Here is a 14,496-nt window from a genome sequence, read left to right on the forward strand (position 1 = left end):
ATTATATTACTCCAAAGTAAGTTCCCCAGGACCGAAACCACCGGCCGCGATGCCCGCGCGCCGGTGTTATTCCGGTAGGAGGCCGGAAACCCCGGCCCGTCATCCCGGGGCCGGGCCCGTGGCCCGGCCCGGACCGTCAGCAGGTGCGGGGGATCCGCTTGTAGTCGGCCATCCGCAGTACCGAGGCGTCCACCCGCTCCATCGGCAACCGACCGGCCGCCACCGCCTGCTCCAGCTGATCGAGCACCTGCCCCACGGCGTCGGTACTGATCCAGAGCGCGTTGTCCGCGCCGGCGACGAGCGCGGCCTCCACCGCCTGCTCGATGGACAGCCGTTCGGTGATCGCGGCCATACCGCTGAGGTCGTCGGTGAAGATCACGCCGTCGAAAGGCGCCGCCCCGTACCCCGAACCCTCGCGCAGCAGCTTCATCACCTCGGGGCTGATACTGGCCGGCACGCCCGGGGTAGTCAGCCCGGGGACGTCGAGATGACCGACCATCACCGCCGAACCCGTATCGATCAGCTCACGGAACGGCACCAGATCGCTGGTGCTCAGTTCCGGCAGCGGCGGCACCTGCACGGCGCCGAGATGGGAATCGCCGGTGCTGGAACCGTGGCCCGGGAAATGCTTGAGCACCGTCCCGAGGCCGACCTCGTGCATGGCCCGGATATAGGCGTCGGCGTATTCGGTGACCACGGCCGGGTCGTCGGAGAACGAGCGGTCACCGATCACCGAATCGTCGGGCTGGGAGCTCACATCGATATCGGGGGCGAAATCCACCGTGATCCCCAGGTTCTGCATCGCCCGCGCCCGGTCCAGGGTCGCGGTATAGAACTCGTCGGGCGTCATGGTCTGTGCGGTGCCCCGGGCCGAGGGCGCGGTCCCGATGAGATTCCCGAGGCGCGACACCCGGCCGCCCTCTTCGTCGGTGGTCACCATGAGTGGCACCTTCGCCGCGGCCGTCACCTGCGCGAGTCCGCCGTCGGTGAGCATCGACTGATCGGTCCAGCTGCCGACGAAGATCCCGCCGACCTGATGGTCGCGCACCACGGCGAGCGCGTCGTCGGTGCCGGTCACCCCGACGGTGAGCAGCTGCGCGAGCTTCTCCCGGGTGCTGAACTGCGCCAGGTACCGGGCGGCGCAGTCACCTCCGGTCGTGGTGGGACCGGCCGCGTCACCGGTCGCGGCCTCGGGGCTGGTGCCGGCGCCCGGGGTCGCGGTGGTGCCGGGACCGGAGCGGCCGCCCTCGGAGCCGGAACAGCCGGTGAGGAGCGCGGCGAGCACCGCGAGCAGGACCAACGGTATCTTCCGCATCGTTCGACGGTAGCCCGCGCGCCGCACCCGCGACACTTCGGACCGGCATCCGGACAGAGGTAATCTGATAACACCGGTCAGGAGTCCGCCCTGGGAGGTCGCCGTTATGCCCTGCGATCTGATGCTCATCGCCTACGACGGTTCCGAACACGCCAAACGCGCGATCGAATACGCCGGACGTTTCCTCGCCGCCGACCGCGCGGTGGTCCTCACCGCCTGGGAGCCGATGGTCCGCCAAGCCGCGCGCATCTCTGGCATCTCCGGGATGGTCCAACCGGAATGGGTGCCCGACGAGGAACTCGAGGACATCGCCTATACCACCGCCCGTGAGATCAATGCCGAAGGCGTGCACCTGGCCGCGCTCGCGGGACTGAACGCCGAGGCGCGCACCCAGGAATACGCCGCCGGCGCCTGGCAGGCGGTCGTGGAGGTCGCCGACGAACTCGATGTCGACATCATCGTCGCGGGCACCCGGGGGGCGACCGGGCTGCGCGCACTGGTGCACAGCAGCGTGGCCGACGCCGTGCTCAAACATTGCCACCGCCCCGTTTTCCTGGTTCCCCCGGTGCAACCGGCCGGCGCGCGGAAATCCGGGCACGACGATCACGCCGCGCAGTAGGGGCGCCGCGCGCGTGGTTACGGTCGGCTCATGACCGGGTTCCTATTGGCACGACCCGACGGCGTGGTGCGTGGCACCGGCGTCCGCACGGTGCACCGCGATCCGTGGCAGGCCGCGGCCGCCCTGCGGGAAGGCGCCGCCGCGGCGATCGCCGGGGCGCTACCGTTCGATCCACGCCACCCGGCCGCGCTGATCGAACCCGGCGAATTGCTGCACACCGCGGGGCCGTGGCGCCCGTCCGCGCTCCCGGAGCTGCCGCGGGTACAGGTGGTGGAGCAGACGCCGAGCCCGGCCGAACACCGTGCGCGAGTCGCGCGCTTGGTGGAACTGCTGAACGAACCCGCTCCTCGCCTGCGCAAAGTGGTGGCGGCCCGCTCCGTGCGCGCCACCGCGGCGGCCGCACTGGAACCCGAGGTGCTCGCCGCGTATCTGCTGGCCCGGAACCCACGGGCGAATGTCTTCGCGGTCGATCTCACCCCCGCCGGGCGTACCGGCGCGACGCTGGTCGGCGCGAGCCCGGAGCTGCTGATCCATCGCCGCGACACGGCCGTCGAACTGTATCCGCTGGCCGGCACACTGCCCCGGTTCCCGCACCGGGTGGCCGATTCCGCGCAGGCCGACCGGTTGCGGGCGAGCGCCAAGAACCACGCCGAACACGCGTTCGTGGTCGACTGGATCACCGAACGGCTGTCCCCGGTCTGTATCGGTCTATCGGTGCCCGCGCGGCCGCAACTGGTCGCCACCCACGATGTGTGGCATCTGGGGACGCCGATCCACGGCGTGCTGCGGGCGCCGGCGCCCAGCGCGCTCGAACTGGCGCTGCTGCTGCACCCGACCCCGGCGGTCTGCGGTACCCCGACCGCCGACGCGCTCGAATACCTCACCACCCATGAGGAGGACCGCGGGTTCTACGGCGGCGCGGTCGGCTGGTGCACCGCCGACGGCGACGGGACCTGGGTGGTCGCCATCCGCAGCGCGGAACTGGCCGCGGGCGGCCACGAGTTGCGCGCCTACGCCGGCGGCGGGATCGTCGCGGCCTCCGAACCCACCGCCGAACTGGCCGAAACCACTGCCAAACTGCGCACCCTACTGGGCGCCCTCGATTGCGCCGTACCACCCGACGACGAATGAGTCGGGGATCGCGTCGGCGCGGACCGCGATAGGGGCGGCCGGAGGCAACCGTTAGGGTGAAACGCTGGACGGTCCTACCCGGACCCGGCCGGTCCTGCTAGGTTGGCCCAGATATCTGCCTGCTTCGGAGTTTGGAGTGCTGCGATGAAGTTTGCTGTCCCCGGTGTTGCGAGTGCAGTCGGCGGCGCCCTGCTGGGCGCGATCGCGGTCTTCGCCATCACCGCCGCGCTGCAGCAGAACAGCCGGCCGGAAGTCGACCGCAGCGGTAACGCGGACAGCTCGCTGCTGAACAACGTCGAATACGGCAAGCGCTGAGACCCGGCCCGATCTCGTCCCGTCCCCGCCGGAGCCTGTCGGCGGGGACGGCAAACGCCTGACCCACGGTGCCCGTCCAGTCCGATCCCGTCGAATCTGCCGACGCGGCCACCCGATTCATCCCTGACTCGGAGCCCACCGGCGAACTGGGCCGCCGCTGGTTGCTCGGCACCGCGTTCGCCGCTTTCCTGCTGACCTTTCTGCAGGCGCCGGCCCTCACCGCCGCCGACACCAAATACGATCTCGCCGAGAATCCGCTCGGTTTCCTCGCCCGTGCCGCCCATCTGTGGAGCAGCCAGGCGCCGATGGGCCAGGTCCAGAACCAGGCCTACGGTTACTTCTTCCCGCACGGCGCGTTCTTCGCGCTCGGTGATGTACTGCATCTGCCCGCCTGGGTCACTCAGCGGATCTGGTGGGCTCTGCTGCTGCTCGCGGGTTTCTGGGGTGTGGTCAAACTCTGCGAAACCCTCGGGATCGGCAGCCGCGGCTCCCGCGTCATCGCGGCCGCCGCCTACGCACTGTCGCCGCGGGTGCTGACCACCGTCGGCTCGATCTCCTCGGAAACCCTGCCCATGATGCTGGCGCCGTGGGTCCTGCTCGCGCCCGCCGCGCTGGGCACCGCCTATCGCAGGCATCGGCGCGGCGGGGCGCGGTCCCCGGCGGGCAGCGCGATGGCGCTGGCGCTGATGGGAGCGGTGAACGCGGTCGCCACCGTGGCCGCCTTCCTACCCGCGCTGCTGTGGTGGGCGAGTTTCCGCCCCGACCGCGTCTGGTGGCGGTTCACCGCGAGGTGGGTACCACTACTCGTCCTCGCGGTGGCCTGGTGGGCGGTACCGCTGCTGCTGCTGGGCCGGGTGAGCCCGCCGTTCCTCGACTACATCGAATCCTCCGGGGTCACCACCCAGTGGGCGTCACTGGGTGAGGTCCTGCGCGGCACCGACAGCTGGACGCCGTTCGTCTCCCCGGAACGGATCGCGGGCGCGGTGCTGGTCACCCAGCCCGCCGCGGTGCTGGCCACCGGGCTGATCGCCGCGGCCGGAATGGCCGGGCTGGCGCTGCGGTCCATGCCGTCCCGCGGGCGGCTGGTGCTGATTCTGTGCGTCGGGCTGACCGGTATCTGCGCGGGTTATGTGGGGCAGCTGGGCGGACCGTTCGCCGAACCGATCCGAATCTTCCTCGACTCCGGCGGCGCACCGCTGCGCAATGTGCACAAACTCGAACCGCTCATCCGGCTGCCGCTGGTGCTGGGCATCGCCCAACTGCTGGCCCGGATCCCACTCCCGGCCTCGGTCCGGCCGGAGGTGTGGCGGGCGTCGTTCGCCAATCCGCACCGCGATCGCCGGGTCGCGGTCGCCATGCTGGTACTCGCGGCACTCGCGCTGTCCAGTTCCCTGGCCTGGACCGGGAAACTCGCGCCCCGCGGCGCCTACGACGCGGTTCCCGCCTACTGGCAGCAGACCGCGGACTGGTTGCGGGACAATGCCGCCGATACCCGGGCACTGGTGGTCCCCGGCGCCCCCTTCGGCAGCCAGGTGTGGGGCCTGACCCGGGACGAACCCCTCCAGGCACTGGCGCAGACCCCATGGGCGGTACGGGACGCCGTCCCGTTGAATCCGCCCGGCACCATCCGGGCGATGGATTCGGTACAGCGGCTGATCGCCGACGGCCGGCCCTCCGACGGGCTGGCAGCCACACTGCGCGGGCAGGGCATCGGGGTACTGGTCCTGCGCAACGATCTCGATCCGGACACCTCCCGCTCCACCCGCCCGCTGCTGGCGCACAGTGCGGTGGAGGGTTCACCGGGACTGCACAAGGTGGCCGAATTCGGGAAACCGGTGCAGAACGACTCCGGCCGGGACGATTTCGTGGCCGACGCGGATCTGCGGCCCGACTATCCCGCGGTGGAGATCTACCGGGTCGACACCCCCGCCCCCGGCACCCCCGCCGAGGTACGCGGCGGGACCGGGGCACCCGAGCGCTTCCCCGGCGCGTACACCGTGCCGCTCGATTCGGTACCGGTGGTCCAGGGCGGGCCGGAGGTACTGGAAAGACTGCATCGCGACCCCGCGACCTCACACGAACCCACCCTGCTGGCCGCCGATGCCGCGGCCGCGGGTCTACCGGTGGGCCCGGTGACGGTGACCGATACCCCGATGAACCGGGAAACCGATTTCGGCAAGGTCGACAATCACAACTCCGCGCTGCGCGCCCCCGGCGACGCGCGCCGCACCCACAACCTGGTCCCCGACTACGCCGTGCCGGGCGCCGAACCGGTGCAGGGCGGCTGGACCGGGGCCACTATCACCGCGTCGAGTTCGGCGGCCGACGCGACACAGATCGGCGGCGTCGCCCCCGGCAACTCGACCGCCGCCGCCGTGGACGGCGATCCGGCGACAGCTTGGATCAGCAATGCGGGCGAATACGCCCTGGGCCAATGGATCCGGCTCGATCTCGACAAACCGTTCACCTCAGGTCTGCTGCGGTTCACCACCACCCCCGCCGCGATCGGCGATCCGGTGAAATGGGTGGAGGTGCGCACCAACAACGGCAGTGTCTCGGCCCGGATCAGCGAAGCGGGCGAACCCGTTTCGGTCGCGCTGCCGGTGGGTTCCACCGAATGGGTGAAGATCACCGCCATCCGCACCGAACGCGGTACCACCGGTGGCCAGTTCGGGATCAGCGAACTGGGGCTGGAGGACTACACCGTGCGCGACGCCGGCGTCCCGGTCGAGATCCGGCACCGGACCGTCCTGCCACCGCCGCCTCCGGGTGCCACGGTCACCGAATGGGATCTGGGACAGGAATTCCCCGGGCGCGGCGCATGTTTCGACAGTCCCGATCGCGTCCGCTGCGGTAAGGGCCTGGCGCTGGCGCCCGAAGAGCTGGGCCCGTTCGGCCGGACGCTCTCCGTGCCGGCACCCGCCACCGTCGAACCACGACTCATGGTCCGCCCGCGGCAGGGTCCCGGGCTGGAGGCATTACTGACCGATCCGGCACGCCCCGTGGCGCGCGGCGCCTCCGATGTCGGTGATCTGCGTGGTTCCGCGTTCGCCGCCACCGACGGCGATCCCCGCACCAGCTGGACCGCGCCGGAGGACACGGTCCGCGACACCCTGGGGCCCAAACCCGCGCTGACCATCGAACTTCCGGAGCCCACCCTGGTGACCGGCCTGGAACTGACGCCTTCGCTGGGCGGCCTGCCCGCCGCGCCCACCTCGGTCACGGTGAACCTGGGCAACGGCCCGCAGGTCCGGGGGATCGAGGAACCCGACAAGGTCTCCCGGATCGACCTGCATCCCACGGTCACCGACCGGATCGAGTTGAGCATCCGCAGCTGGGAAGCGGTATTGGACCGGACGGCGCTCGGCTACAGCCAGCCCCAGCCGCCCGGCCTCGCCGAAATCGGTGTGCTGGGTCCGCAGTATCCGCCGCCCGCCCCGGCGGACCGGCCGGTGACCGTCGGGTGTGACGCCGGCCCGACCATCGCGGTCGGTGGCCGCCTCGTCCACACCAGCGTCACGGCCACCGTGGGCGAACTGCGTGCCGGTGACCCGGTGCCCGCTCAGGTGTGCCCCGACGCGCCGCAGGACGCGGGGGCCTTCCCGGCCACCGCACCCGGTGTCGTACAACCGGTCTCGCTGCCCGCCGGAGAGGTCGACGTACTGGTCGCGCCGACGGAACTGTTCTTCGTCGACCGGCTGCGCCTGGTGGACACCCGGCCCGCAGCTCCCGCCCCGAGCACCGGCACCCGCCTGCTGACCCTGCCGCTGAGTACCAATACCGGCTGGTCGGCCCATACCGCCGACGGCCGCGAACTGCGGCCGGTCGTGGTCGACGGCTGGCAGCAGGGCTGGGTGCTGCCCGCCGATACCACCGGCCCGGTGACCGTCTCCTTCCCGATCGACAGCTGGTACCGGCTCGCGCTGCTCCTCGGCCTCCTGCTCCTGATCCCGCTCATCGCCCTCGCCGTGCCGCGCGGCCCCCGCACCGAGGCGGCGGCGGCCCCGGGCGTGTGGTCACCGCGGATACCCGCCGCCCTCGCCCTGATCGCCGCCGCGACCCTGATCGCCGGGGTGACGGGCACCGTTCTCACCGTCGCCGGCCTGGCGGCCGTCCGATTCGTACCGCGGCTGCCGCGCCGCGCCCTCGCCGCGGTCGCCGGAGCGGGCACGGTGATCTCGGCCGCCGCACTGTCCACCGGACCGTGGCGGATGCCCGGCGGTTATATGGGAGATTCGCTGTGGGTCCAGTTCCCGGCCCTGGTCGCGGTGATCGCGGTCGGGCTGGCGGCGCTGCCCCGGATCAGGCGGGCGCCGGAACCCGGCGACCCGCCGCCGTCCGGATGACCAGTACCGCGACGAGAGTCGTGGTCACGGTAGCCACGGACGCGACCGTGACGATCAGTCCGGTGACACTGTTCGCCAGGGTGAGCACGAGCACCACCTCGAGAACCAGGCCCGCCCACGCGATCCCCGCCAGCGCCGTCCGCTGCACCGCGATGGCCGACAGCAGCGCTCCCTGGAGTACCGCGAGAATCGCCCCGTGCAGCGCGAACAACCACAGCAGACCCTCGATCGGCGCGTAATCCCGGCCCGCGAAAACCGGTGCCAGCGGGGCCGCCAGCGCCGCGCCCAGCACGGCGACCACCCCGATACCGGCGAGAACTGCCAGCGCCGATCGCACGGCCGACCGGGACGAGGCCGGCTGCGCCATCCGTGGATACAGCACCACCCCCACCGCCTGCGGTAACCAGAACGCGACCTTGGTAGCGATCGTGCCCAGCGCGTAGCGGCTGGCATCGGGTTCGTCCAGCACGATGCGGACCACGATGAGATCCGCGGAGGACAGCGCCATCAGGGCCGCCTGCACCTGCGCGGCCTGCAGCACCGCGAACACCCCGTCGAATCCACCCGCGACACCGGCGACCGGAACCGGGGCGGGACCGTCCACGGTTTCACCCGCCGCAACCACCGGCCGGCCGCTGCCCGCCACCACGCGGGCGTAACCCGCGGCGGCGGTGATACCGCCGGCCGCCGCCCACAGGGCCGGGGTCGCGCCACCGCCGCAGGCGAGCACCACCAGCGCCGGGAGTACCTTGGCGATACCGGTGACACCGAGCACCACCGCCAGCCCACGGAACCGGCGCGACCCCTGCAACACACCCTGGTCGCCGGCCAGCACCACCAGCGCGGGCGCCGATCCCAGAGCCGCCGCCGAGGCCGCGATACCGACCTCGAGCAGCGCACTCACCACCGGTACCAGCACCACGACGGCCACGGCCACCAGCAGCGCGCACCGCCGGCGCAGCGCCCGCAGCGCGGCGATATCGGCACCGTGCACGAGTTCGCGGGCCACCACGTTCTGCAGGGCCAGCGCCGGTACCGCGCACAGCAGCTGCACGGCCAGCAGGCTGGCGAACTCGCTGTACCCGGCCACGCCGAGCCAGCGCCCGGCCAGCAGCTGCAGCAGATAGCTCGCGATATTCGCGATCATCGCCCCCGCGGTCACCAGGGTCATGTCCGCCACGGCGGGGAGACGGCGAACGGACTGCACGTGCGCAAGTGTCCCACCCGGGCCGGCGTACATACCGGTCCGCCCCGCCGCGGCCGGCGAACGTAGGGTGACTGGCCGTGAGTGCGCAACGAACAGGCCGGTGGACGCGTCTGCTCCCGGCCGGTTACAGCCTGCTGCTCACCCTGCTCATCACCGCGCCCCTACTGCGGCCCGGATATCTGCTGCTCCGCGATGCCGTGAGCACGCCGCGCTCCTATCCCACCGACGCCGCGCTGGGGTTGGGCGACGCGGCCCCGCGCGCCGTACCCCAGGACGCCCTGCTCGCCGCGTTGTCCCCGCTGATCGACGGCGGGTTGCTGGTGAAAGTCGTCCTGCTGGCCGCGCTCTGGGCCGCCGGGTACGGCGCCGCGGAGCTCGTCCGGGAATTGCTCGGCGCCCCGCTCGCCGCGCAGCTGGTGGCGACCACCCTCGTCGTCTGGAACCCCTATATCGCCGAGCGGCTCCTCCAAGGGCACTGGAGCCTGCTCACGGGCTACGCCGCGCTGCCCTGGACGACCTTGGCCGCACTACGGCTGCGCACCGCCGGCCGGCCCCGGTTCGATCGGTTCCGGGACCGGTCGGTACTGGCCGGCTGCCTCGCGGCCGCGGGCCTGACCCCCACCGGCGCCCTGCTCGCCACGGTGGTCGCCGTGATCGTGGCCGGATGGCGTCGCGCGCCCGGAGTGATAGCGCTCGCGGTCCTGGCCTGCGCCCCCTGGCTGGTGGCCACCGCCGTCTCCGGGGTCGCGGCCGAACCCTCCGACCCCGCGGGCGTCACCGCGTTCGCCGCCCGCGCGGAACCCTGGCTCGCCACGGTGGGCAGCCTCGCCGGACTGGGCGGTATCTGGAACGCCGAGGCGGTACCGGTCTCGCGGACCACTCCGCTGGCCGCCGTCGCGACGATCCTGCTCCTCGCGGTGGTCCTGCTCGGCTTCCGACGGGTCGCGGCGGCCGACGCGGACCCCGAACACACCCGGGCCCGCCGGATCCTGCTGGTCCTGGCCGTCGCGGCCGTACTGGTCCCGGCGCTCGCGGCCACTCCCGCCGGACTCACGGTGATGGAATGGCTGGTAGTCGAGATTCCCGGCGCCGGACTGCTGCGCGATACCCAGAAATACGTGGCGCTGGCCGCTCCCGGCTATGCGCTCTGCGTGGCCGCCGCATGTCTCGGTTTCCCCGGTCGGCGCACCGGCGATGACACGGACACCCACGGCGACGAGCGCCCCGGTCTCGCCGACGACCACGGTGCCCCGGACCGCTGGTCGCCGGTCCTGGCCGCACTGTTCATCGGCGTGCTGACCCTGCCGCTGCTCGACCTGGGCTGGGGCGTCGGCGGGCAAATGCGGGCCATCGCATACCCGGCCTCCTGGCACGAGATCGCCGAGCGCGTCGACGGACCGGGCGATATCGCCGTACTGCCGGGCGGTATGTTCCGCCGCTTCCCCTACACCGGATCGGCACCGGTCCTGGACCCGGCGCCGCGACTGCTGCCCCGCGACGTCCTGCAGACCGGGGCGCTGCCTGTCCAAGGCGCGACGGTGACCGGCGAGGGAGCCCGGGCGCGGACCGTGGAGAACCTACTCCTCGACGGTGGCCCGGCGGCTGACCTGGCACGGCTCGGCGTCGGCTGGGTGCTGGTCGAACGGGACTCCCCCGGCCCGCTAGGGAACTCCGCGGCGACGCTGGCGTGGTTGACGCCGGTCCACGATACCGGCGACCTGGCCCTGTACCGGGTCCCGGACGTCCGACCCCGGCCCGTGCCCGAACACCGATCGTCGGTGGTGGCCGCGCATATCCTGTGGGCGCTGCTGCTGGTAGCACCGCTCGCCGTCCGGGCCGCCGAGTTCGTAGTGCGCCGAGTCAGAAGCTGAGACCCGGTTGCCGGTGCGATGGCGCCGGCCGGTACACCCTTGCGAGTGCCGAATTACGGAAACCCGCACGGACTGGTACACCGAGGCCGGAATGCGGCCGGCCGGGGGCCGCGCCGCGACGCAGGTGCAGTCCGGCAGGCCGGCAACAGTGGTCGGACCGCTATCGCCTGTGACCATCGGAAGCGGCGCAGCTCGAGGAGCCCGCACAAGGGCGCCTCGCCGGGTTCGAAGACGCCCTTCGCCGGTTGCGCCGACGTATGAACGGCACCCGGCCCGGCGCTCGGCCGATCTGGGCCGCCGCCGTGGTACCGGTGGCGATCGATGTGATCGAAGGCGCCAGGGCGGCGTACCCTCAGGCGCCGGCCGGGAGTTCGGCGCGCGTCTCGGCACGCACGTCCTCGCGCGGTGAGATCAGCCCGCTGATCCGCCGACCCGCCGCGGCGGCCGCCAATACCCGGTGTACCCCCGAGGCCGTGTGCTCCCAGGAGAACTCGCGCGCCCGGGCCCGGGCCTTCTCACCCATGATCGTGCGCGCGGCCGCGTCGTCCAGCAGTTCACCGACCGTGGCAGCCAGCTGATCGACGTCGTCGGCCAGCACCCCGGTCACGCCGTCGACGATGGAATCGGTGAGACCGCGCGACGAGCGGTAGCCGACGGTCGGCACACCGTGCTGGGCTGCCTCGATGACCGCCAGACCCCAGCCCTCCTTACGGGAGGGCAGTACGTGCACCCAGGCGCGGGAGAGCAGCTCGTGTTTACGGCCCTCGTCGACGTGGCCGTGGAAGGTCACCGCGTCGGCGATACCGAGGGCGGCGGCCTCGTCCCGAAGTTTGTCCGCCCACCAGCCGCCGCCGATCACATCCAGCCGCACCTCGGGGATCCGGACCCGCAACCGGGCGACAGCGGTGAGCGCGTCCTCGATCTGCTTGTGCGGGACGAGCCGCGACAGCACCACCACCCGGGGTTCGGCCGAGCGAACGACCGCACTGCCCGTCGGGACATGCGCGGGGACCGGTTCCGCCCCGTTGCGGACCACCGCGATCCGGGATCGGTCGACGCCGAGCGTCGCCAGTTCCTCGGCCGAGGGCAGGGAGACGGTGAGATACTGGTCGGCGCGATGTACCCGGGGCGAGAGCACCGATTCGATCCACCAGCCGATCCGGCCGACCAGCGCACCGGCCACCGGCCACTGCTCTCGGTGCCCGTGATGGACGAGCACCACCGAGGGCACACCCGAGACCAGCCGGGCGAAGAAAGGAATGCCGTTCTGGGTGTCGATCACGGCCTCGGGGCGGATGCCGCGCAGCGGGCCGATACCGCACCGGCCCAGCGCGATGGCGGCCAGCGCGCGCGGATACACCGAGAACCGGCCGCCGCCCCGGCTGATCTCGATACCGTCGATCCGCTCTCGTTTCGGCGCACCCCGATAACGGGCGGTACGCAGCGTCACCTGCACACCGCGGGCGGCGAGATGCGCGCCGACCTGTTCCAGGTACCGCTCGCTACCGCCGCCCTGTGGATGACCGGTATCACGCCAGCAGAGCAGAAGTACTTCGCGCACGTGGGTGTTCTCCGGTGGGCTCGGGTCCCGCGTATGGGACATGGGCATCGCGGTACACCTTAACGCCGAAGTCCGTCCGGCAAGTCGCCCACCTGCGTGTCCATTCGGTATCGAAGATCGCACGAGGGGATTTACCGGCGGCGAGATCTGTCATATTTCACAATGTGCGAAACTCGGCATCGTGCTCGACGCCGAGGAATCAGTTGTGGACCGGATATCGCCCGAGCCGGGCAGCGACGCCGATACCATGCTCCGGCCCGGCTCCGCCGGCTCCCCGGCCCGGTCTGCGCCGAAGCGCTTCCGCTTCGCGCGCCGCGCCTCGGTGCGCAGGTCATTGCGCCTGCTGCACAGTTTTCGTTTCGAACAGACCGATCCCGCGCGCTTCTACGGCGGTATCGCCACCGACAGCGCCCATCTGCTCGCCGATTTCTATGCCGATCTCACCGGCCGCGATCTCGCCGGCGCCACCGTCCTCGATGTCGGCGGGGGGCCCGGATACTTCGCCGACGAGTTCGCCCGAGCCGGTGCCCGCTATATACCGGTGGAGCCCGATCCCTCGGAGATGCACGCCGCCGGTATTTCGGTACCGGCCGCGGTCCGCGGGTCCGGGATGGCACTGCCGTTTCGCGACGACGCGGTCGACATCTGTTTCTCGTCCAATGTCGCCGAGCACGTACCGGATCCGTGGCGGATGGCCGACGAAATGGTCCGGGTCACCCGGCCCGGGGGCATGATCGTGCTGTCCTACACGGTGTGGCTCGGCCCCTTCGGCGGCCACGAGACCGGCCCCTGGCACTACCTCGGCGGAGAGTACGCTGCCCGCCGGTATCGGCGCCGACACGGAAAGGAACCGAAGAACCGTTTCGGCACCTCGCTGTTCGCGGTCCGGGCGGCGGACGGGGTGCGCTGGTCACAGCGCACATCGGCGCACACCTTCGCGTTGTTCCCCCGTTATCACCCGCGCTGGGCCTGGTGGCTGGTGCGGATACCCGGCATCCGCGAGCTACTGGTCAGCAATCTCGTGGTCGTCGCGAGCAAACCCGGCTGAGGATTACATCGCCACCTGCGCCCGGCTCCGGCCGATCCGGCCGCGCCAACCGTTGCGCACCACCGGTTCGGTTCTGGCCCAGGGTGATTCCTGAATGGCCAGGCCCACGGTTTCGAGAGTGGTGAGCCCCACGAGATCGGCCAGTCCACCGACCACCGCCACGGCTTCAGCGGCCTGCATGGCCGCTATCGCCTGTTCGGTGGTCAGGGTCCGTCCCGGTAGGAAGGAGACGACCCAGCCGCCGCTGCCAACGCTTTTCGCTTGATGGTCGGTCTGGTCGCTTGTCATCAACGCCCGGCCGATCACTTGCACCGCCATGAACGCCTCTCCCAATCGCGGGTATTCGGTTCGATCAATGGAGCGAGCTGATATCTGGCTAACATCATGCGCCCTCCAGCAACAAAACGCAATAGTGCGTTCGATGAAACACGAACCGGGAGGTCGGATTTCGCGGCGACGGCCACCTGCAACAAACATCAACCGACGGGCTACTCGCATTACGGAGTTCACGAGTTCTCCTCGCGCACAGCGCAACACCCGTGGGACTCGAAAGTCTGCCACAGTGACCGCTTTCCGCCGCGCCGAAACACCGGGCAGGCGAAAGAACACCGATATCAACCGATCCCGGTGACACGGCGCGGAAAATTCGTGTAGCGAACTAATCGGTAGCCGGCAATGCCCGGACGACCGGCTCGTCGCCGTCGGCCGGACCGCCGGGCGCGACCACATCGACCCGCCAGCCGGCCGGAAGAACCGCGCGCAACCGTCCCGCCTCCCGGCGCAGCGGTGTACTGACCGATACACCGTCGGAGAATTTCGGGGTGATGAACTCATCGGCCATGTTCCAACCACCTCTCAGGGGTGATCGGCTCGGCCACGGATAACGACGGCGGGAGCCGATCGGGCGATACCGGGACGTCCAATCGGGGAGTGCGTGGTCTGAGATCCAGGACACAACCAGAATAAGGCACCCGGCCTCCGCGAAGCCGCCTCCACCCCGCCGCGTGGCGGGCACCGCTCGCGATACAGCGCGACCCGTGGCGAACAGATGTTCGCCACGGGTCGCGGCGCGAAAATCGGGTC

General features: G+C 71.0%; 11 protein-coding genes. 6 read left to right on the top strand and 5 right to left on the bottom strand.

Going from position 1 to position 14,496, the window contains the following annotated elements; genetic code table 11:
• Window positions 1-136: 136 nt before the first annotated feature.
• Complete coding sequence (locus ACQPYS_RS28235) at window positions 137-1,315, bottom strand: glycoside hydrolase family 3 N-terminal domain-containing protein (protein WP_433491282.1); 1,179 nt, start codon at window positions 1,313-1,315, stop codon at window positions 137-139.
• A gap of 106 nt (window positions 1,316-1,421) precedes the next feature.
• On the opposite strand from ACQPYS_RS28235, the gene ACQPYS_RS28240 reads away from it, so the two are divergent.
• The 4 genes from ACQPYS_RS28240 (at window position 1,422) to ACQPYS_RS28255 (ending at window position 7,726) form a co-directional block, all read left to right on the top strand.
• Complete coding sequence (locus ACQPYS_RS28240) at window positions 1,422-1,934, top strand: universal stress protein (protein ID WP_063040897.1); 513 nt, start codon at window positions 1,422-1,424, stop codon at window positions 1,932-1,934.
• A 30-nt stretch (window positions 1,935-1,964) separates the two neighbouring features.
• A complete protein-coding gene (locus tag ACQPYS_RS28245) occupies window positions 1,965-3,065 on the top strand; it encodes an isochorismate synthase (RefSeq protein WP_063040899.1) in 1,101 nt (366 codons plus the stop codon).
• Between the two features lie 144 nt (window positions 3,066-3,209).
• Entirely contained in the window at window positions 3,210-3,380 is a 171-nt protein-coding gene (locus ACQPYS_RS28250; RefSeq protein WP_084481682.1) for a DUF2613 domain-containing protein, read from the top strand.
• Between the two features lie 68 nt (window positions 3,381-3,448).
• Window positions 3,449-7,726 (top strand): alpha-(1->3)-arabinofuranosyltransferase, encoded by a 4,278-nt coding sequence (locus ACQPYS_RS28255; RefSeq protein ID WP_433491283.1) that lies wholly within the window; start codon window positions 3,449-3,451, stop codon window positions 7,724-7,726.
• Here the strand turns inward: ACQPYS_RS28255 and ACQPYS_RS28260 are convergent.
• Window positions 7,683-8,873, bottom strand: coding sequence for a polysaccharide biosynthesis protein (locus ACQPYS_RS28260; RefSeq protein ID WP_433493149.1), 1,191 nt, complete (start codon window positions 8,871-8,873; stop codon window positions 7,683-7,685). The two genes, ACQPYS_RS28255 and ACQPYS_RS28260, sit on opposite strands and share 44 nt — an antisense overlap.
• Before the next feature lie 137 nt (window positions 8,874-9,010).
• Between ACQPYS_RS28260 and ACQPYS_RS28265 the strand changes: the two genes are divergently transcribed.
• Window positions 9,011-10,804: a hypothetical protein gene (locus ACQPYS_RS28265; protein WP_433491284.1), complete on the top strand. Its 1,794-nt coding sequence runs from the start codon at window positions 9,011-9,013 to the stop codon at window positions 10,802-10,804.
• A gap of 352 nt (window positions 10,805-11,156) precedes the next feature.
• On the opposite strand, the gene ACQPYS_RS28270 is transcribed toward ACQPYS_RS28265, so the two are convergent.
• On the bottom strand, window positions 11,157-12,365 hold the full coding sequence (locus ACQPYS_RS28270) for a glycosyltransferase family 4 protein (protein WP_431939381.1): 1,209 nt from the start codon (window positions 12,363-12,365) through the stop codon (window positions 11,157-11,159).
• Between the two features lie 247 nt (window positions 12,366-12,612).
• Here ACQPYS_RS28270 and ACQPYS_RS28275 point away from each other — a divergent pair, with 247 nt between their 5' ends.
• Complete coding sequence (locus ACQPYS_RS28275) at window positions 12,613-13,413, top strand: class I SAM-dependent methyltransferase (protein WP_433493150.1); 801 nt, start codon at window positions 12,613-12,615, stop codon at window positions 13,411-13,413.
• 3 nt (window positions 13,414-13,416) lie between these two features.
• On the opposite strand, the gene ACQPYS_RS28280 is transcribed toward ACQPYS_RS28275, so the two are convergent.
• Together ACQPYS_RS28280 and ACQPYS_RS28285 are read right to left on the bottom strand one after the other, a co-directional pair.
• Entirely contained in the window at window positions 13,417-13,731 is a 315-nt protein-coding gene (locus ACQPYS_RS28280; protein ID WP_063040905.1) for a hypothetical protein, read from the bottom strand.
• 340 nt (window positions 13,732-14,071) lie between these two features.
• Entirely contained in the window at window positions 14,072-14,254 is a 183-nt protein-coding gene (locus ACQPYS_RS28285; protein ID WP_063040907.1) for a hypothetical protein, read from the bottom strand.
• Window positions 14,255-14,496 lie beyond the last annotated feature (242 nt).

It is taken from the genome of Nocardia grenadensis, from assembly GCF_050942415.1.
GTDB lineage: Bacteria > Actinomycetota > Actinomycetes > Mycobacteriales > Mycobacteriaceae > Nocardia > Nocardia grenadensis.